The following is a 19,457-nucleotide window of genomic DNA, read 5'->3' as shown; positions in this document are numbered from 1 at the left end:
ATGCTAGAGCGTCGTTTCATGAACTATCATGCGCGGTGAAAAGAGAGGCTCCGTTTGACCTTGGACGGTGAACTGCTTGACATAGCGTGCCGCCGGATCGCCCATCTGGACAGGCCCGCCTACATCAAGAACAGCGAGCTTCGTTACGTCGCGGTCAACGATGCCTATGCGCGGTTTTTCGGGCACGACGTTTCCGATTTCATTGGCAATCGCAGCCATGATCTTCTCGATGCCGGCGAAAGCGCCGACAGAGAAGACAGGGAGCGCCGAGCTCTGGTCTTCGGCTCTGAAGAGGTGGCGCTGTGCTTTGACGGATCGGGTCGTCAGCGCTCGCGAATCCAGATCGAGAGTTTCTCCCCTTCGGAAGACCGCGTCTACATTTTCGGCGTGTTTCTTGAAGCGCCCGCCAAGACGCTGCATCACGACCTTGACAATATTCTTCGCTCGATGCCGATCGGCGTCCTGATCCATGACAGCAATTATATCGTGGAATACGTCAATGACGCCTTCTACGATATCTGGGAATTCTCGAAGGAGGATCGCTTCGAAGGCCGTCCCTATCGGGACCTCATCGCAAAGCACTACGAACTGGCGCGTTTCGGCTTCGACGGCCGCAGCATCGACGACATCTATCAGGCACGTCTGGCGGCATTGCGCAAGGCGGGCGAGCATCTGCAGACGGAGATGAATTTCGCCGACGGAAAGTCGGTCATCATCGATGCCCGCCGCATTTCCAACGGCCGGACGCTCATGTCCTATACGGATATTTCCTCCGTCAAGCGGCAATTCCAGGAGATCACTGAGACACGGCTGGCGCTGGAGCGCCTCGGTGAGCTTATGGCCGATGCCATGCAGGCCATGTCCCAAGGGCTGCTGATCGTCCAGGACGGTACGATCATGCTGGCCAACGATCGGCTGAAGGACATGCTGAAGCTGCCGGCAGAGCTTCTCGAGGTCGGCAAAGGCTGGTCTGCGGCCTTCGACTATTGTGCGGAGCGCGGCGACTTTGGCGATGACGCCGAGGCTGTGCGGACATCTTGGGGGGAAAGCATTGCTGTCGGCAAGCCGATCTCCTGCGTGTTCCAGATCACAGGCGGGCGCTGGATGCAGCTCGGCGCCGCAATCGGCGAGCATCGCCGCTGGACGGTGGTGCTGACCGATGTCACCGAAATGAAGGAGCGCGAGGCGGATTTGCAGCTGCTCCTGGCGCGCAGCAATGCCGCGGATCGGGCGAAATCGGAGTTCCTGACCCATATGAGCCATGAAATCCGCACGCCGATTAATGGCGTCCTTGGCATGGCGGAACTGCTCGGCAAGACGGATCTCGATGCGCGGCAGAAGACCTTCGTCGATATCATCGTCAAATCAGGCAATGCGCTGCTGACCATCATCAACGATATTCTCGATTTTTCCCGCATCGATACCGGCGAAATGCATCTGCGCAAGGTGGCATTCGATCCTGCCGAGGCCGTCGAGGACATTGCGACGTTGTTGGCCGCGGCCGCATCGGAAAAGAATGTCGAGCTGATGGTGCGCATCGCTCCCGGCATGCCGGCGGCGATGCTCGGCGATGCCGGCCGTTTTCGACAAATCGTGACCAATCTCGTCGGCAATGCGATCAAGTTCACCGAGCGCGGTCATGTGCTGGTGGAGCTGGACAGCCAGCCGGCGCCGGGCGACACCGTATTGCTTGTCCTCCGTGTCGAAGATACGGGCATCGGCATTCCCGACGAAAAGCTCGATACGATCTTCGACAAGTTCTCGCTGGCGGATTCATCCTTTGCGCGCCGGCTTGAGGGATCGGGCCTGGGGCTCGCCATCACGGCCGGTCTTGTCGATCTTTTCGGGGGCTCTCTGTCGGTGGAGAGCGAATGGGGCAGAGGATCGGTTTTCACGGTCCATCTGCCGATGCCGCTGGTTGTCGCACGCGGCAAAGTCGCGGAGCTGCCGGCCAATGTGAGGGATGCCAGAGTCCTGATCGTGGAAGACGACGCGATCCATCGGGGCATCTTGACCGAACAGTTGACGCAATGGGGTTTCGACGGGCATGTCGCCGAGGACGGCAAGACTGCGCTCGCCATTCTGGATGCTGCCTTCGATATGGGCATATCGGTCGATGCGATGATCGTCGATTACAGTATGCCCGGTATGAATGGCTATCAGGTTGCAGGCGCCGTGCGTGCCGATCCGCGTTTTTGCGCGCTGCCGATCGTGTTCCTGACATCGATGGGCGCCGCCGGTTGCGATAGGGAGTTCGCCGCCGTCAATGGCCAGGCACATCTGATGAAGCCCGTGCGCGCCAATGTGCTGCGCGGCACGATTATCGATGTCGTGCGCGCATCGCGACGGAAGAAACTGGGGGAGCGATCGGCTCCCGTTGAACGTCGGCTCCCGATAGAGGCGGAAGCCGCAGCCGCGATCGAAGCCACCGATCAGATAACGTCGGCCAAACCCGGCAACGCCATCGACGTCCTTGTTGCCGAGGACAATGAAGTGAACCAGATCGTCTTCACGCAGATCCTGCAGGCGACCGGTCTGCGGTTCCTCGTCGTGGAGAACGGCCAGGCGGCCGTGGACGCATGGCGCCAGTTGCGGCCGTCGCTGATCCTCATGGATGTGTCCATGCCGGTCATGAACGGTCATCAGGCGACCCGCATGATCCGGCAGTTTGAGACCCAGGCCGGACATGGATGGCATGTACCCATCGTCGGGGTCACGGCGCAGGCGCTGGATGTCGATCGCATCGCATGCATGCAGTCAGGCATGGATGATTGCATGTCCAAGCCGATCAGCCCCGAACTTCTCGAAACGAAGATCCAGCGCTATCTGGGCGATACCGCCTTCCAGGCTGATCGCTCCAAGAACTAGAGTTCAAGTCGATAGACAGGACGCAAGGCTGGACGACAGCTTCCCGCCATTGCGAAGGCCGGCACTTTCAGCCGTCGGTCGAAGTGGTAACGGACTCCCATGCTTCGATCTCCTGTTTGAGGCGCTCGATCCTCTCGGACACAAGTGCAAGGGCATCGCTGCCGAGCAGGAGTTGCGGCGGAGGAGCGTCGGATTCGATTAATTTCAGAACGGCTGCCGCGAGCTTGTCAGGATCGCCGAGTTGCCTGCCGCTCTTGGACTGTCGTGCCTGCCGGATCGGATCGAACAAGGTGTCATAATCCGCGATTGATCGCTCAGTCCGGATCATCGATCGTCCGGCCCAATCGGTCCGGAAGGAGCCGGGGCAAAGGGCGGTCACTCGGACGCCGAATGGCGCCATCTCAGCACGCATGACTTCCGAGATGCCCTGGAGGGCAAACTTGCTTCCGCAATAATAGGCGATGCCGGGCATGGTGATCATGCCGCCCATCGAGGTGACGTTAACGATGAAGCCGCGACGTCTTTCGCGAAACCTCGGCAGGAAGGCTTTGGCGACCGCAACTGCGCCGAAGACATTCACGTCGAACTGCCGCCGCATTTCCTCAAGGGGCGACTCTTCGAGGATTCCCTCGTGACCGTAGCCGGCATTGTTGATCAGTACGTCAACCGGCCCGTGATCTTCTTCGACCTTACGAACCACGTCGGCCATCCGGTCGAATTCGGTTACGTCGCAACGGACGGACCGAGCCGCCGGCAAGCGTTCTGCAAAGGCTGCTCGCGAATCTTCGGAGCGGACGGTACCGATGACCCTATGGCCCTGGCGGCTCGCAGCGGCCGCAATCGCGAAGCCAAAGCCTGAATTCGCCCCGGTGATGAAGAAGGTCTTCTGTGACATGATGGGTGTTCTCTTCTTGATTGATCGATGCCATGACTGATAATCTTCAAAGCCGCCAGTAACGATCGCGAAAACTATGAGTATCTTGCCAAATCCTATGAAGATGACGGATGGAGAGGCGAAGCGCCAGGAGTTGGTGAAGCTGGCGGGGCTTCTTGCTCCCAGCCAGGGATACAATCCAACGGCGCTTGCCGGCGTCCGCATTCTCAGGACCGAGGCGATCCTTCATGACGTTCCCGTGCTCTATAAGCCGGGTGCGGTATTCGTTCTGCAGGGCCGAAAGCAGGGCATGCTTGAAGGCGAGGTCTATCTCTACGATGAGGAACACTATCTGGCCGTGTCGGTGCCCGTTCCATTTCGGATGGAATCATCGGCCAGTGCGGAACGTCCCTTGCTTGCCGTTTATGTCGAATTCGACATGCTGCTGGCTGCAGAGATCGCCTCGGAAATGGAGACGCGGCGTCCTGAGCCGACAGCTGGCCGAGCGAGAAGTCTGATATCGAGCAGAATGGAGCCGATGATCGAGGATGTCGTGTTGCGTCTGCTGCGAACATTGCGCGATCCCGTCGAGCTTGCCGTTCTGGGAGCGGGCATCCTGCGCGAGCTGCATTACCGGGTGCTCGTCGGTCCGCAAGGCGGCGCGATGATCTCGGCGCTTCAACAGCAGGGCATTTCCGGGAAGATCGTTGGAAGCCTGGCCCGATTGCGTGAGACCTACAGTTCCGAGATCTCGGTTGCGGCGCTGGCGCGAGAGGCGGGCATGAGCGTTCCCTCCTATCACGTCCATTTCAAGGCCCTGACGGGAAGCAGTCCGATACAATATGTGAAGGCGATGCGGCTCCACGAGGCACGGTTGATGATTGCGCGTCAGGACAAGACGATCGCGGAGGTGGCGGCATCGGTCGGCTATGCCAGCCCCGCTCAGTTCAGCCGAGATTTCAAACGACACTTCCGGCGTACCGCCTCGCAGGAGGCCAGCTGGGTTCGCCAGCATCTTGGCGAGTTGGTGTGAGCCCTCAATGGTCGTCTTCCGGCCCGGCGACTGAAGTCCGGCCTCAGGCAGGCTTGGTGCCGCAGAGCATTTCGCGCTTGCCGGCAAAGCCCTTGCGCCGCTCCACGACAAATCCCGCCGCCTGCAGGTTTCGCCGCACGAAGCCGGCGGCTGCATAGGTGGCGAAAGTGCCGTTCGGAACGGTCTTGTCGTGGAGCATCCGCATCAGTTCCGGCGACCACATGTCGGCGTTGCGCGACGGTGCGAAGCCGTCGAGATACCAGGCATCGAAGCCCCGCTGGGCGTCGCGCACGCCTTCAAGGGCCGGTCCGCAGACGACGCTGAGGCGCGTATTCGCATCGAGCCTCAGCGATACGACACCCTGTGGGTGGTCCGGCCACGCGGCGGCAAGCGCTTGGCGCTCCCGGTCGATTTCAGGCCAATGCGACAGCGCGCGGTCAATCTCCTCGGCCCGCATCGGGTAGAGCTCGAAGGACATGAAATGCAGCTCCGAACCGGGGAGCGCCCATTGCCGCCATTGGCGCCAGGTCTCGCAGAAGTTCAGGCCGGTGCCGAAACCGAGTTCGCCAATGAGGAAATCTCGCCGACCCTGACAGCGGTCGGGCAGACCGTTGCCGGCCAGGAAGACGTGGCCGCATTCCAGCCGCCCGTCCGTCTGGCAATAAAAATGGTCGCCAAAGGCCGTCGAATAGGGCATATCGCCGTCGCGCCATTCGAGCTCCGGGCTTGCCGCATTGGTTTCGGATGCTTCTGTCCGATCGGAAACTGGATCTGTCATGGAAAGAGCCGATAATCTTCTCAGACCCGCCGGTCAATCGTCCGTCGATCTGCTGATCATCGGCGGCGGGATCATGGGGCTGTGGGCGGCCGTTCATGCCGAGCGTCTCGGTATCCAAGCATTGCTCGTGGAAGCCGGCCGCGTCGGACAGGGAGCGAGCGGCGGCCTGCTTGGCGCGCTGATGCCGCATATGCCGGATAAATGGTCCGAGAAGAAGCAGTTTCAGTTCGATGCCCTTGTCGCGCTGGAACAAGAAATTGCCGGCCTGGAGGCCGAGACCGGGCTTTCGGCGGGTTACTGTCGCGCCGGTCGCCTGATCCCGCTGCCGAAGCCGCATCTGCGGCAGATCGCACTCGGTCATTCCCGGGATGCGGAAGCGCATTGGCGGCATGGGGAGCGCCGGTTTCATTGGCACGTGCTCGATGCAGCGCCCGTTGAAGGCTGGATCGAAGCTTCCTTCGCGGAAAGCGGGTTTGTGTACGATACCCTGGCCGCGCGCGTCGCGCCCCGCGCCTTGCTGGAGGTGCTTTGCAAATCTCTGGCTGGGGCAAGGCATGTCCGGCTCGCCGAGGGCGTTGCCGTGGAGAGCATCGATCCGGACAAGGGTCTCGCACGCACGAATGAGGGCGACATTCGCTTCGGCCGTTGCATCCTTTCTGCCGGCTATCGTTCGTTTCCAATCCTTGATGAATTGACGGAGGGACGCAAAACCTCGCTCGGCCAACCGGTCAAGGGCCAGGCGGCGATGCTGAAGGCCGATGTCGACGGTGGCTTGCCCGTTATCTTCCGTGATGGCCTTTATATCGTCCCGCATGAGAATGGTTTGGTCGCGGTCGGCAGCACGAGCGAGAATCGGTTTGGCGACCCGTTGACGACGGATGGGCAGCTCGACGATCTGCTTGTGGGCGCGCGCGCCATGGCGCCGGTGCTCGCCGGCGCGGAGGTGGTTGAGCGTTGGGCTGGCCTGCGTCCGAAGGCCGTGGATCGCGACCCGATGGTGGGCGCGCATCCCGATCATCCCTCGTTGATCGCATTGACGGGTGGCTTCAAGGTGAGCTTCGGGCTGGCGCATCGGCTGGCGGAGGCGGCCGTGCGGGAAGCGGTTGGGGCGCCCGCTTGCTTCAAGTTGCCGCAGAGTTTCACTTTAGCGAGTCATATTTCAGTCATATCACATAAAACGTGAATTTACGCCTCTTTCGGGTCGTCAATCTGTCACGCAAATCACCTATCTCCTTGGCCATCGGTGCCGGTTCGGCCTACCTGATGTTACGCGCCTTGGAGGAATTTTATGCGGTACGCCATTTGCTTCACACCGTCTGCGAGTGATCCGCTGACGCTTGTGGCGGCGAATTGGCTCGGCCGCAATGTCTATTCCGGCGAGATGGTCGATCCGCCTGCGATCCGCGGGCTCGGCATTCACGAGATCGCCTTCTACACCGCTGTTCCGCGCCGCTATGGCTTCATGGGGCTTCTGAAGGCGCCGTTCCGGCTGGCGGAGGACATGTCAGAGGCTGGGTTGCTGCGCGATCTGATGCGGTTTTCTGGTACGGTTGCGCCCTTCGAGATTCCAAGGCTCGAGGTTGCGCGGCTCGGCGGTGCGCTGGGTCTCGTTCCTTCCGTGCCAAGCCAACAGATGCATTTCCTGGCGGCGTCGCTGGTGCAGACCTTCGATCAATACAGGGCTCCCTTGAGCGAAGCGGAAATCGAGCGCATCGATCCCGATGGCCTGTCAGCGACGCAATTTGCCAATCTGCATCGTTGGGGGCATCCCCACGTGATGGATGAGTTCCGCTTTCAGATGATGTTGACGGGCACAGTGAGCCCCGCCGATATGGCGCGTATCGAGCGTGCTTTGCGCGAGTTTTTCGAACCGTCCCTGGCTGCGCCCGTTCCCATAGCCAACATCGCGCTTATGATGGAAGACGGGGCGGGCGGTCCTTTCCGCGTGCACTCTCTGCATCCAATGGGAAAGGTCAGTGCGCGCAAGATCGCCTGAAGCGCGTTGCGATCTTTCAGATTCGCTTCCCGCGCTTCAGGCGATCTTGCGCATGTCGCGCAAAACCGCTGCACATTTTTGCGCGACATGCTCCAGATTAGGGACCGGCGCGTGCCAATACCCCGCTTTGACGCGAAAGTGATTTTCCGAGTTTCCGTCTCGACTTTCCCGGCATGGATGCTACCGTTCCGCGATCAGAGAAGGTGCATCCAATGTCGGAAATCTATCCCCGTAATCTCATCGGCTACGGCCGCAATACGCCGGACCCCAAATGGCCTGGCGATGCCCGCGTAGCAGTGCAATTCGTGATCAACTATGAAGAGGGTGGGGAAAGCTGCATTCTCGACGGCGATCCGGGTTCCGAAAACCTGCTCTCCGAGATTGTCGGAGCTGCTTCCTGGCCAAACCAGCGCAATCTCAACATGGAATCGATCTACGAATACGGCTCGCGCGCCGGATTCTGGCGGCTGTGGCGCATGTTCACCGAACTCAAGGTTCAGGCGACGGTCTATGGCGTGACGCTCGCCATGGCCCGCAACCCGGAAGCGGTCGCCGCCATGAAGGAAGCCGGCTGGGAAATCGCCAGCCACGGCTATCGCTGGCTGGAGTATAAGGACTTTTCAGAGGATCTGGAGCGCAAGCACATTCTCGAGGCTGTGCGGTTGCATACCGAACTCACCGGCGAGCGGCCCTACGGCATGTACCAGGGCAAGCCGTCCGATAATACGCTGCGGCTCGTGATGGAGGAAGGCGGTTTCCTCTATTCCTCCGATTCCTATGCCGACGATCTGCCCTTCTGGGTCGATGGCCTGAACGGCAAGCCGTTCCTGATCATTCCCTATACGCTCGAAACCAACGACATGCGCTTTGCGACGCCGCAGGGCTTCAACTCCGGTGATCAGTTCTTCACCTATCTAAAGGATGCCTTCGACACGCTCTATGAAGAGGGCAAGCAGGGCAGCCCGAAGATGATGTCCGTGGGCCTGCATTGCCGTCTCGTTGGTCGCCCCGGCCGCGCCGCTGCGTTGCGGCGGTTCATCGAATATGTGCAGAAACATGACAAGGTCTGGATCCCGAAGCGCGTCGAGATCGCCAACCACTGGTATGAGAATCATCTTCCAGGGGGAGCGCGCTGACATGATATCGCGGGACGATTTTATCGGCCGCTTCGGCGGCGTCTTCGAACATTCGCCTTTCGTGGCCGAGCGCGCTTATGATGCTGGTGCCATCGCCGAGCCGCTAACCTCCGGCGGCGTGCATTCCGCGCTGGTGCGGGTTTTCCGTGCCGCAAGCGAGACGGAGCGGCTTGGCGTGCTGCAGGCGCACCCGGATCTCGCTGGCCGGCTCGCTATTGCCGGCGAGCTGACCGAGGACAGCCGCAGGGAGCAGGCCGGCGCCGGGCTCGATCGGCTGAGCCCCGAGGAGCACGCCCGGTTTACCGAGCTCAATGCCGCCTATGTGACGAAGTTTGGCTTTCCCTTCATCATCGCGGTCAAGGGGCTCGGCAAGGACGATATCCTGGCTGCCTTCGAAATTCGGATCGACAATGGCCGGGATGCGGAATTCGCGACGGCGGCAGCGCAGGTCGAAAAGATCGCTCTGTTGCGTCTGCAGTCCATGCTTCCAGAAGCGTGATGGGCGGCCTGCGGGCCGCCATTCTCTCCCATGCTTGCTTCTGCATAGGTTTTCTCGCAGAAAGTACGAGCTATTTTTCAGTTCGTTCATGGCCTAGTATCCACGAGTGGGGTGCTGCGGTGAGGCCATGAAAGCATTGTCCAGAGATAGAAGAGAGCGGGCGACCGACGACGCCGAGCGGCGTTTAAGCGCGCGGAGATTGCATACTGTCTGCGAAGTGAAGCCCGCATGAGTCTGGATCCGCTGATCACCTATCTCGGGCGCATGCAGTTTACTGCATCCGAAATCGGCCAATTCCTTCGGGGGATCGATCAGGCCACATTTTCCAACAATGTCGAGAAACAGCGTGCCATCGGCATGGATCTTCTGCTGATCGGCGAGGCCGCCACACGCATAGCAGAAGAATATCCGGAGTTTGTCGTTGACCATCCGGAGCTGCCTTGGCATGTGATGCAGGACTTCCGGAATCGGATTGTGCAAGGGTATGTCGACATCGAGTTGGCTACCCTTTGGGGCATCGCCCACAAATCAGTTCCGGAGTTGCTCCTGCAATTGGACTCCATTCGCCACTGGCGAGCGGAAGGCGAATAATCAGTCAATGACACAGCATCTCGACATCAATCCTTTGACAAAGGCCGCGTTCGCACCCTTCGGCGATGTGATCGAGGCCGATCCGGCAACCATGCGATACATCAACGGTGGCACGACAGAGCGCTTTCATGCGTTGTCCAATGCCGAAGCTGCGGGGGATGGGGCTCGGGTTATCCTGAACCTCTTTCGCGGCCAGCCGCGCGCGTTTCCTTTCTCGATCGACATGATGGAGCGGCATCCTTTCGGCAGCCAGTGTTTCGTGCCGCTGAACGGCCGGCCGTTTCTCGTCGTTGTTGCAGAGGATGAGGGTGGCAAGCCCGGCAGGCCGCAGGTCTTCCTGGCGCGGGGTGAGCAGGGCGTGAACTATCGGGTCAATGTCTGGCACTATCCGCTGATGGCGCTGGACGAACAGAGCGATTTTCTTATCGTGGATCGCGATGGACCGGGAAACAATCTGGAAGAATACTTCTTCGATACGCCCTTTACCATTGGAGCACCGACGCTATGACCGGATTGACCACCCATGTGCTCGATACCGCCCTTGGCAAGCCGGCTGAAGGTCTGGTGATCGATCTTTTCAGGGTTGAGGGCGAGGCGCGCACGCATCTGAAGACGGTCGTGACCAACTCCGACGGGCGCGTGGACGGTGCTCCCATCCTGATCGGTGACAGCTTCGTTGCCGGCACCTATGAATTGCTGTTCCGCGCTGGAGACTATCTGCGTGCCAGCGGCTCCAAGCTGCCGGAGCCGGCCTTTTTGGATCTCGTTCCGATCCGTTTCGGCATTGCTGACACGACGGCACATTATCATGTGCCGCTGCTGATCTCCCCCTACGGCTATTCCACCTATCGCGGGAGTTGAGATTTGCGCTTTGCAGCCATAGCGGACATTCACGGCAACCACCTTGCGCTCGAAGCGGTGCTTGCGGATATCCGCAGTCAGGGTATCAGCGATATCGTCAATCTCGGCGATTGCTTCAGCGGGCCGCTGACGGCGGGGAAAACGGCGGATCTCCTGCTTGGGCTCGATGCTATGACCGTGCGCGGCAATCATGATCGGTATCTGATCGATCGGGCGCCGGAGGCCATGCATGTCTCGGACAGGGCCGCTCATTCCGAACTGGCGGAACGCCATCTCGAATGGTTGCGTGGCTTATCCTTCAGCGCAGTTCATCTAGGTGAAGTCTATCTCTGCCATGCGACGCCGGCCAATGATAATGTTTACTGGCTCGAATCCGTCTCCGCGGACGGTCAGGTCTATTTGAGGCCTTTGGAAGAGATTGAGGCGTTAGCCGCCGGTATCGATTTTCCGCTGATCTTGTGCGGGCATACCCATATTCCGCGTGCCGTCAGGCTTTCCGATGGCCGCCTGATCGTCAATCCCGGCAGCGTCGGCTGCCCGGCCTATGACGACGATCTGCCCTTTTACCACAAGGTGGAGGCTGGCCATCCTTTCGCCTCCTACGCAATTTTGGAGAAGGTGGGGGATCATTGGCTGCCGGTTTTCCGGCAGGTCGCCTACGATCACATGGGGATGGCGAAGCTCGCGGCTGAGAATGGCCGTGCGGAATGGGCGAGCGGTCTGGCTACGGGCTGGCTGCGTTAGAAATCAGCCAAAATCGACCGATCCACCGCTCTGATATCCCGCTTGCCGCAGAGCGCCATGGAAATATCCAGCTCTTTGCGGATGATTTCGAGCGCGAGCGTCACGCCTTCCTTGCCCATGGCGCCGAGGCCGTAGAGGAAGGGGCGGCCGATGAAGGTGCCCTTGGCGCCGAGTGCTACGGCCTTCAGCACATCCTGGCCGGAGCGGATGCCGCCATCCATATGCACCTCGATCCTGTCGCCGACGGCATCGACGATGTGAGGCAGCATGCTGATGGAGGAATGCGCGCCATCGAGCTGCCTGCCGCCATGATTGGAGACGATGATGGCGTCGGCGCCGGTATCGACGGCCGCTTTGGCGTCCTCGACGTCCAGAATACCCTTGATGACCAGCGGGCCGCCCCATTGCTCTTTGATCCAGGCGACATCGTTCCAGGAAAGTTTGGGATCGAACTGCGAGTGCGTCCAGTGCGACAGCGTCGTCATGTCGGATATATCCTTGGCATGACCGATGATATTGCCGAAGGAGCGGCGCCTGGTCTTCAGCATGCCCATGCACCAGCCCGGCCGCGTCGCCATCTGCCACAGGTTCTTTGCCGTCATTTTCGGCGGTGCCGAAAGCCCGTTGCGGATGTCGTTATGGCGCTGGCCGAGGATCTGCAGGTCGGCCGTCAGCACGAGCGCCGAGCATTTCGCCGCCTTGGCGCGCTGGATCAGGTTCAGAACGAAATCGCGGTCTTTCATCACGTAGAGCTGGAACCAGAAGGGCTGCTTCGTCACCGAGGCGATGTCCTCGATCGAGCAGATGCTCATCGTCGAGAGCGTGAAGGGAATGCCGAATTCCTCGGCGGCACGCGCCGCCAGCATCTCGCCATCGGCGTGCTGCATACCAGTGAGGCCGGTCGGGGCCAATGCCACCGGCATGGAGGCTTTTTGCCCGACCATGGTGGTTGCGAGTGACCGATCGGACATGTCGACGAGGACGCGCTGGCGCAACTTGATCTTGGCAAAATCCGCCTCGTTCGCCTGATATGTCGACTCCGTCCAGGAGCCGGAATCGGCATATTGGAAGAACATTTTCGGCACGCGCCGCTGAGCAAGCGTTTTCAGTTCTGCGATGGTAAGCGGCGCGGTCATGGCTCTTTGCCTTCTGGATGGTTACATGGGGGCAGGTTCGGATTGCCTCATTGCAGGATCGATTTCATCGGCTTTCCGGCGACATAGGTTTCCACGACGGCGCGGTCGTCGCCCATGGTCTGCAGCAGGAACAGCTCTTCGGTGAGGCTCTTCGTCACTTCCATCTTCAGCGCCATGGCCGGCGTTGCAGCGGCGTTAAGGACGATCAGATCGGCTTCGGTACCGGCATCGAGCGTGCCGATCTTGTCGACGAGGGAGAGGGATTCAGCATTCCCTCGCGTCATGTAATAGTAGCTTTCCAGCGGATTCAGGCGCTCGCCGAGCAGCTGCTGGATTTTGTAGGCCTCATCCATGGTGCGCAGCATGGAATAGCTGGAGCCGCCGCCGATATCGGTGGCGACACCGATACGCACGGGTTTTTCGCGGCGTGCCAGCGCCTTCAGCGGGAAGAGGCCAGAGCCGAGGAACAGGTTCGAGGTCGGGCAATGCACCGCAACGGCGCCGGCCTCGCTCATGGCATCGGCTTCGCGCTCCGAGAGGTGAATCGCATGGCCGAACAGGCTTTTAGGGCCAAGCAGCCCGTAGCGCGCGTAGATATCGGTGTAGTCGATCGCTTCCGGATAGAGCTCGCAGGTGAACGTGATCTCGTCGTGGTTCTCGGAAAGATGCGTCTGAATGTGCAGATCGGGGAATTCGCGGGCGAGGGTGGCAGTCGCCTCCATCTGCGCCGGCGTCGAGGTAATGGCGAAGCGCGGCGTGATGGCGACGTGGTTGCGGCCCTTGCCGTGCCAGTCTGATATCACCTGGCGGGTCTCGTCATAGCCCATTTCCGGCGTGTCGAGCAGGCCCTGCGGCGCATGGCGATCCATCATCACCTTGCCGCCGACCATGCGCATATTGCGCCGCATGGCTTCGGCAAAATAGGCATCGGCGGAGGTCTTGTGCACCGAGCAATAGGCGACGGCCGTCGTCGTGCCGTGGCGGATCATCTCGTCATAGAAATGCTTGGCGATCCGCTCCGCATGGGCGCTTTCGACAAAGCGGCATTCCTCGGGGAAGGTATAGGTGTTCAGCCATTCCAAGAGGTTGGCGGCATAAGAGGCAATCACCTGCATTTGCGGGAAATGCAGGTGCATGTCGATGAAACCGGGCAGGATCAGATGCGGGCGATGGTCGATTTCGACCACGCCTTCCGGCGCCTGCGCCTTGATATCGGCATAAGGGCCGGTCGCGACGATCATGCCGCTCTCGATCAGCAGGCCGCCGTCGCTTTCATAAGCGTAGCTGTCAGTATCATCGAGGCTTTGCGGCAGGCGCTTGAAGGAAAGCAGTCGGCCGCGCAGAAGGGTGGTCATTGGCTTTTTTCTCCGATGGAGCTTTCGAACCAGGCGACCAGCAATTTGCGTTCCTCGGGCGTCACCTCGGTGACATTGGCAGGAGGCATGGCGTGGCTGCGGCCGGCCTGGATATAGATCTCCCGGGCATGCATAGCGATTTGCTCGTCATTTTCCAGCATCACACCCTTTGGCGGCCGGACAATCCCCTCATAAACGGGTTCGGCTGAATGGCACATGGTGCAGCGCGTCGAAACTATCTCTTTGACGGACGAGAAATGTATATCCGAGGCAAACGGCTGGAAGGCGGGAGGGATTGCATTGGCCTCCTTCTCGCCGGTCAACACTTTGGGAACGGTCGAAAGCCACATGATGACAATGAATAGGATGACGGTGACGATCCAGGTCCAGGTTGGATGACCCTTGCGGGCATGCGTCGTGTTGAACCAGTGACGGATGGTGACCCCCATGAGGAAAACCAGCGCCGCAATCACCCAATTATAGGCTGTGCCGAAAGCCAACGGATAGTGGTTCGACAGCATGAAAAAGATGACAGGCAGCGTCAGATAGTTGTTGTGCAGCGAGCGCTGCTTGGCGATACGGCCATATTTAGGGTCGGGCGTGCGGCCGGCAATGAGGTCTGCGACGACGATCTTCTGGTTGGGAATGATGATCATGAAGACGTTCGCCGACATGATCGTCGCGGTGAAGGCGCCGAGATGCAGGAAGGCGGCGCGGCCGGTGAAAAGGTGCGTGTAGCCCCAGGCCATGAAGACCAGCACGGCATAAAGCACGATCATCAGCCCCCAGGTGTTGTTGCCAAGCGGGGACTTGCAGAGCAGATCATAGACGATCCAGCCGCCGGCAAGCGAAGCCAGCGAAATCAGGATCGCGACGGGAACGCTGACATCGAGCACATGTCGGTCGATGAGGAAGAGGTTGGCACCGCCGTAGTAGACGATGCACAGCATCAGGAAGCCGGAAATCCAGGTGAAATAGCTCTCGTATTTGAACCAGGTCAGATGCTCCGGCATCTGTGCCGGGGCGACGAGATATTTCTGGATATGATAGAAGCCGCCGCCATGAACCTGCCATTCCTCGCCATAGGCGCCGGGCGGAAGATGCGGGCGCTTCACCAGCCCGAGATCGAGCGCGATGAAGTAGAAAGACGAACCGATCCAGGCAATGGCGGTTATGACGTGGAACCAGCGGGCGGCAAAGGCCAGCCATTCCCACGCTATGGCGTATTCATACATTCAGTTCCCCTTTTTCTTCCTCCGACTCCGCACCTTGCAAAATGTTGGCGGCGGAGGGAAGGGGAGAGTTTGATGCGCCAGCAAAAAGCCTGACCTTGTTTAGTGCACGGACCGCATTAGATCAGATTATGGCAGTTTTTTAATAAAACGCCCTCGGCTGCTTGGAGCGGGCCGTGTCCGCGGCGGCCGTCAATTTTTCGACGGAGAATTGCCCATGCGTGGTGTTCTGGCCTTCGTCTTTTTTGCCTTTGCAAGCTCCGCCCTGGCGCATGATGCGCCCTCCGGATGGTCCTATGATCCCTATTGTTGTAATGGCGACAGCACGACCGGCGACTGCGAGATGATCCCGTCGCGCACGGTCACCATCGTGCCGGGTGGCTATCGCGTGACGCTCAATCCCGGCGACCATCGCTACATCACGCACGCGCATATTTTCAATCTGCCGCAGAGCAAGGCGATGCATTCGCCGGATGGCGCTTATCATCTCTGTCTGTTTCCGGACGAGAATACCCCGCGCTGTTTCTATGCGCCCGATATGTCCGATTGAGTGTTATTGCAGCGGCATGCCGAATTCGCTGAGGAGCCAATCCCTGAAGGCGCGGATACGCGGCGTATGACGCCTGTTTTCCGGATAGGCGATCCAATAGTCCGTATTGTCGGACGAAAGAATGTCGAAGGGCTGGATCAACCGACCGGAAGCCAGATCATCCGCATAGAATTCCGGGGTCAGGATGGCGACGCCCTGACCGGCCAACGCCGCGCTCGCCTCGAAGGACTGGGCGCCGAGCCTGCTTCGCGGCCGACCCTGAAGGCCGGGGTCGGGAACGCCTGCCTCCTTAAACCATTGGACCCACCATGGGTCGCCCGCGTCGATGATGCGGAGCTTCAGGAGATCGGCCGGTTCATGTATGCCGCCGACCGTCTCGGCAAGCGCCGGGCTCAGCATCGGCGTGAAATAGACCTTCATCAGCAGGTGCGCACGCAATCCCGGCCACTGGCCACGCCCGGCGCGGATGGCGATATCGGAGGGCTCACGGGCGAAGTCTATGATCGAGCCGGATGTATCCAGCCGAACGGCGATATTGGGATGCTTCAGCTGAAACGACCCGATATGGCGGGCCAGCCACTGCGAGGCAAAGGTCGGGGTCGAATGGATGCGCAGCGTCGTTTCGGCATCGCCGCTGATCGAGGCCATGGCCTCCTGCAGCAAGGCAAAGGCTTCAGCCACTTTCGGTGCAAGCTGCTCTCCGGCCTCGGTCAACAGGATCTGTCGCGGACGACGCAGGAATAACGGCTCGCCCACGGTCTCTTCCAGCAGCTTGATCTGATAGCTGACCGCGGTCTGGGTCATGCCAAGCTCTTCGCCGGCCCGTGTGAAACTGCCGTGCCGGGCGGCGGCCTCGAAGACGCGGAGCGCATTCAGCGGGAAGCGCTTGGAGAGCTTCATGGATAAGTTCTCTTTATGTATGCAGACGATAGTTCGATTGGAATTTCAGCATTTTTCGCGACAAACTGCAATCCATATCGTTGATTGGATTGAGGTGTTGCCATGGATTGTTATGTCGTGGAGTCGGTGAATGCGGTCAAGCCCACGCTCTTGGCGCGTCTTTTGGAGTCGGTGACGCAGGTCTTCCTGAAGCATGGCGAGCCATCGCCGAATCTGGATCTCGACGAGATGCCGGACCGGCTGAAGCGCGATCTTGGATTTCTCGATGGGCGCGAGCCGCATTATGACGACAGGCGGGTGTTGTAGGCAGAATTGAACTCCGGATACTGGCGCTTTCAGCGCCGATCTGGATGAGCGTCGCGTGCAGTGCTCACATGTGAGGCTTTGAGGAACGAGGTCAAAAAGTGAGAAAGCCAGGGTGTGGAGAGTGCCTACCCCCTCTGTCACTTCGTGACATCTCCCCCACAAAGGGGGAGATTGGCAGCCCGTGGCTTATACGAGCATCAAACGCGGTCCTTCGTTTCGTGGCAGATTCATGCCGTGACAAAAGCCCCGGCCAAAGAATCACATCCCTTTCAGCCTTTCGACCGCCATCAGCACCCGTTCCGGTGTCGCGGGGGCATCGAGGCGCGGGCAGACGCGATAATCTGCAACGCTGGCGACCGCCATCGAAAGAGCCTCTAGTACCGATATGCTGAGCATGAAGGGCGGCTCGCCGACGGCCTTCGAGCGGCCGATGGTGGCTTCCGTATTCTCCGACCATTCGGCAAGACGAACGTTGAAGATCTTTGGACGGTCGGAGGCGAGCGGGATCTTGTAGGTCGAGGGTGCGTGCGTGCGCAACCGGCCCTTGGCATCCCACCAGAGCTCCTCGGTCGTCAGCCAGCCCATGCCCTGCACGAAGGCGCCCTCGACCTGGCCGATATCGATCGCCGGATTGAGGGAGTGACCGACATCATGGAGGATGTCGGTGCGGTCGATCAGGTATTCGCCGGTGAGCATGTCAATCGACACTTCCGAGCAGGCGGCACCATAGGAGAAATAGTAGAAGGGTGTGCCGCGGCCGGCCTTGCGGTCCCAATGGATCTTCGGCGTCTTGTAGAAGCCGGCAGCCGAGAGCTGGACGCGGGCGAAATAGGCCTGCTTGACAAAATCCGGGAAGGGGATTTCCTCTTCGCCGACGCGCACGCGGTTCGGCAGGAACTGCACTTCCTCAGCGCCGACACCCCATTTTTCAGCCGCGAAGGCGGTCAGCCGCTCTTTGATCTGCCGCGCGGCGTCATAGGCTGCCATGCCGTTCAGGTCGGAACCGGAAGACGCGGCCGTTGCCGAGGTGTTCGGCACCTTGCCTGTTGTCGTCGCGGTGATCTTCACCCTGTCGATATCGACCTGGAAGCTATCGGCCAGAACCTGCGCTACCTTGGTATAGAGGCCCTGACCCATTTCGGTGCCGCCATGGTTCAGGTGAATGGAGCCATCCTGATAGATATGCACCAGCGCGCCCGCCTGGTTGAAGGCGGTCATCGTGAAGGAGATGCCGAATTTCACCGGCGTCAGCGCAATGCCCTTGCGGATGAAGCGGCTGGAGCGGTTGAACGCGATGATGGCGTTGCGGCGCGCCTGATAGTCGGCGGTCTGTTCCAGCTCATCGACGACGCGGTTGATGATGTTGTCGGTGACCTCCTGATGATAGGGGGTCAGCGTCCGGCCGGAGCCCGGCTGGCCGTAGAAATTGGCGCGACGGACTTCGAGCGGGTCCTTGCCGAGCGCATAGGCGATCTCCTCGATGATGCGCTCGCCGCCAACCATCCCCTGCGGGCCGCCGAAGCCGCGGAAGGCGGTGTTGGAAACGGTATGCGTCTTCAGCGGTTTCGAGACCAGATGCACATGCGGGTAGAAATAGCTGGAATCCGCGTGGAACAGCGCGCGGTCGGTGACCGGGCCGGAAAGATCGGAGGAGAAGCCGCAGCGCGCGGCATAGGTGGCGTCGACGGCATGGATGCGGCCTTCGTCGTCGAAGCCGACTTCGTAGTCCACCAGGAAGTCGTGGCGCTTGCCGGTCGCGCTCATGTCCTCGTCGCGGTCGGGCCGGAATTTCACGGCGCGTCCGAGCTTCTTGGCGGCGACGGCTGCGAGCGCCGCAAACTGGTTGCCCTGCGTTTCCTTGCCGCCGAAGCCGCCGCCCATGCGGCGCACGTTGACCGTGACGGCATTGGACGGAATGCCGAGGACATGGCCGACAATGTGCTGGATTTCGCTCGGATGCTGTGTCGACGACCAGACCGCGACCTCATCGTCTTCGCCAGGGATCGCCATGGCGATATGGCTCTCGAGGTAGAAGTGTTCCTGGCCGCCGATGCGCATCTGCGCCTTGATGCGATTGACGGCATTGGCCATCTCGGTTTCGGGTTCGCCGCGCTTCAGCGTCATCGGCTCGTAGACGAGCGGCGCGCCGTTGGCGAGCGCGCCGTCGATATCGCTCCAATGCGGCAGGTCGCGATAATCGATCCTGGCGAGGCGAGCGGCGCGGCGAGCCGCATCACGAGTTTCGGCGATGACGGCAAAGATCGGCTGACCGTGGAATTCGACCTTCTTTTCGGCAAGCAGCGGTTCGTCATGCATGCCGTTGGAACTGGTGTCATTGACGCCTGGAATATCGGCGCCGGTGAAGACCCAGACGACGCCGGGATAGGCTTTGACGGCGGCGAGATCGATGCCGGCGATCTCGGCATGAGCGCGGTCGGAAAGGCCAAGCGCGCCGTGCAGCAATCCTGCGGGCTCGGGGATATCGTCGATGTAATCGGCGGCTCCGGTGACGTGCTTGTGCGCGGAATCATGTTTCAGCGAGCCGTGCATGGAGCCGTTGATGACCTTGCGCTCTTCGAAGGTGGATTTGTCCATGGC

Annotated in this window: 19 protein-coding genes; 12 read left to right on the top strand and 7 right to left on the bottom strand. The window is 60.3% G+C overall.

Annotation, left to right across the window (positions count from 1 at the left end; all coding sequences use genetic code 11):
* Positions 1-54 precede the first annotated feature (54 nt).
* A complete protein-coding gene (locus tag GA0061100_RS03460) occupies positions 55-2,868 on the top strand; it encodes a response regulator (RefSeq protein ID WP_075851216.1) in 2,814 nt (937 codons plus the stop codon).
* A 67-nt stretch (positions 2,869-2,935) separates the two neighbouring features.
* Here GA0061100_RS03460 and GA0061100_RS03455 read toward each other — a convergent pair whose 3' ends face one another.
* Positions 2,936-3,763: an oxidoreductase gene (locus tag GA0061100_RS03455; protein WP_075851214.1), complete on the bottom strand. Its 828-nt coding sequence runs from the start codon at positions 3,761-3,763 to the stop codon at positions 2,936-2,938.
* A gap of 82 nt (positions 3,764-3,845) precedes the next feature.
* Between GA0061100_RS03455 and GA0061100_RS03450 the strand changes: the two genes are divergently transcribed.
* Positions 3,846-4,775 (top strand): AraC family transcriptional regulator, encoded by a 930-nt coding sequence (locus GA0061100_RS03450; protein WP_083961285.1) that lies wholly within the window; start codon positions 3,846-3,848, stop codon positions 4,773-4,775.
* A 43-nt stretch (positions 4,776-4,818) separates the two neighbouring features.
* Here GA0061100_RS03450 and mnmC2 read toward each other — a convergent pair whose 3' ends face one another.
* Positions 4,819-5,553, bottom strand: a complete 735-nt coding sequence (gene mnmC2, locus GA0061100_RS03445; protein WP_075851210.1) for a tRNA (5-methylaminomethyl-2-thiouridine)(34)-methyltransferase MnmC2 — start codon at positions 5,551-5,553, stop codon at positions 4,819-4,821.
* Here mnmC2 and GA0061100_RS03440 point away from each other — a divergent pair.
* The 8 genes from GA0061100_RS03440 (at position 5,552) to GA0061100_RS03405 (ending at position 11,380) form a co-directional block, all read left to right on the top strand.
* Positions 5,552-6,736, top strand: a complete 1,185-nt coding sequence (locus GA0061100_RS03440) for an NAD(P)/FAD-dependent oxidoreductase (protein WP_075851208.1) — start codon at positions 5,552-5,554, stop codon at positions 6,734-6,736. The genes mnmC2 and GA0061100_RS03440 overlap by 2 nt on opposite strands.
* Before the next feature lie 105 nt (positions 6,737-6,841).
* Entirely contained in the window at positions 6,842-7,549 is a 708-nt protein-coding gene (locus GA0061100_RS03435; RefSeq protein ID WP_075851206.1) for a DUF1045 domain-containing protein, read from the top strand.
* 212 nt (positions 7,550-7,761) lie between these two features.
* Positions 7,762-8,685, top strand: coding sequence for an allantoinase PuuE (gene puuE / locus GA0061100_RS03430; protein ID WP_075851204.1), 924 nt, complete (start codon positions 7,762-7,764; stop codon positions 8,683-8,685).
* 1 nt (position 8,686) lies between these two features.
* Positions 8,687-9,184, top strand: coding sequence for a 2-oxo-4-hydroxy-4-carboxy-5-ureidoimidazoline decarboxylase (gene uraD / locus GA0061100_RS03425; protein WP_075851202.1), 498 nt, complete (start codon positions 8,687-8,689; stop codon positions 9,182-9,184).
* Between the two features lie 228 nt (positions 9,185-9,412).
* A complete protein-coding gene (locus GA0061100_RS03420) occupies positions 9,413-9,775 on the top strand; it encodes a HepT-like ribonuclease domain-containing protein (RefSeq protein ID WP_075851200.1) in 363 nt (120 codons plus the stop codon).
* A gap of 7 nt (positions 9,776-9,782) precedes the next feature.
* Positions 9,783-10,283, top strand: coding sequence for an ureidoglycolate lyase (locus tag GA0061100_RS03415; protein WP_075851198.1), 501 nt, complete (start codon positions 9,783-9,785; stop codon positions 10,281-10,283).
* A complete protein-coding gene (gene uraH, locus GA0061100_RS03410) occupies positions 10,280-10,636 on the top strand; it encodes a hydroxyisourate hydrolase (RefSeq protein ID WP_075851196.1) in 357 nt (118 codons plus the stop codon). Before GA0061100_RS03415 ends, uraH begins: the two co-directional genes overlap by 4 nt.
* A 3-nt stretch (positions 10,637-10,639) precedes the next feature.
* Entirely contained in the window at positions 10,640-11,380 is a 741-nt protein-coding gene (locus tag GA0061100_RS03405) for a metallophosphoesterase family protein (protein ID WP_075851194.1), read from the top strand.
* Here the strand turns inward: GA0061100_RS03405 and GA0061100_RS03400 are convergent.
* From GA0061100_RS03400 to GA0061100_RS03390, 3 genes are read right to left on the bottom strand one after another with little or no spacing between them, the layout of a single operon-like run.
* Positions 11,377-12,516, bottom strand: a complete 1,140-nt coding sequence (locus GA0061100_RS03400; protein WP_075851192.1) for an alpha-hydroxy acid oxidase — start codon at positions 12,514-12,516, stop codon at positions 11,377-11,379. The two genes, GA0061100_RS03405 and GA0061100_RS03400, sit on opposite strands and share 4 nt — an antisense overlap.
* A gap of 47 nt (positions 12,517-12,563) precedes the next feature.
* Complete coding sequence (guaD, locus tag GA0061100_RS03395; protein WP_075851190.1) at positions 12,564-13,871, bottom strand: guanine deaminase; 1,308 nt, start codon at positions 13,869-13,871, stop codon at positions 12,564-12,566.
* On the bottom strand, positions 13,868-15,106 hold the full coding sequence (locus tag GA0061100_RS03390) for a urate hydroxylase PuuD (RefSeq protein ID WP_075851188.1): 1,239 nt from the start codon (positions 15,104-15,106) through the stop codon (positions 13,868-13,870). Before GA0061100_RS03390 ends, guaD begins: the two co-directional genes overlap by 4 nt.
* A gap of 214 nt (positions 15,107-15,320) precedes the next feature.
* Between GA0061100_RS03390 and GA0061100_RS03385 the strand changes: the two genes are divergently transcribed.
* On the top strand, positions 15,321-15,653 hold the full coding sequence (locus GA0061100_RS03385; RefSeq protein ID WP_075851186.1) for a hypothetical protein: 333 nt from the start codon (positions 15,321-15,323) through the stop codon (positions 15,651-15,653).
* Positions 15,654-15,656: 3 nt separating this feature from the next.
* On the opposite strand, the gene GA0061100_RS03380 is transcribed toward GA0061100_RS03385, so the two are convergent.
* Positions 15,657-16,553 carry a LysR substrate-binding domain-containing protein gene (locus tag GA0061100_RS03380; RefSeq protein ID WP_083961262.1) on the bottom strand — a complete coding sequence of 299 codons (897 nt, stop codon included), beginning with the start codon at positions 16,551-16,553 and terminating at the stop codon, positions 15,657-15,659.
* Between the two features lie 102 nt (positions 16,554-16,655).
* Between GA0061100_RS03380 and GA0061100_RS03375 the strand changes: the two genes are divergently transcribed.
* On the top strand, positions 16,656-16,859 hold the full coding sequence (locus GA0061100_RS03375; RefSeq protein ID WP_075851182.1) for a hypothetical protein: 204 nt from the start codon (positions 16,656-16,658) through the stop codon (positions 16,857-16,859).
* 258 nt (positions 16,860-17,117) lie between these two features.
* Here the strand turns inward: GA0061100_RS03375 and xdhB are convergent, their stop codons facing one another.
* Entirely contained in the window at positions 17,118-19,454 is a 2,337-nt protein-coding gene (gene xdhB, locus GA0061100_RS03370) for a xanthine dehydrogenase molybdopterin binding subunit (protein ID WP_075851180.1), read from the bottom strand.
* Positions 19,455-19,457 lie beyond the last annotated feature (3 nt).

The organism is Martinezella hainanensis (assembly GCF_900094555.1).
GTDB lineage: Bacteria > Pseudomonadota > Alphaproteobacteria > Rhizobiales > Rhizobiaceae > Rhizobium > Rhizobium hainanense.
Note: the sequence above shows the minus strand (reverse complement) of the source record. Positions and strands in the feature narration are given on the sequence as shown.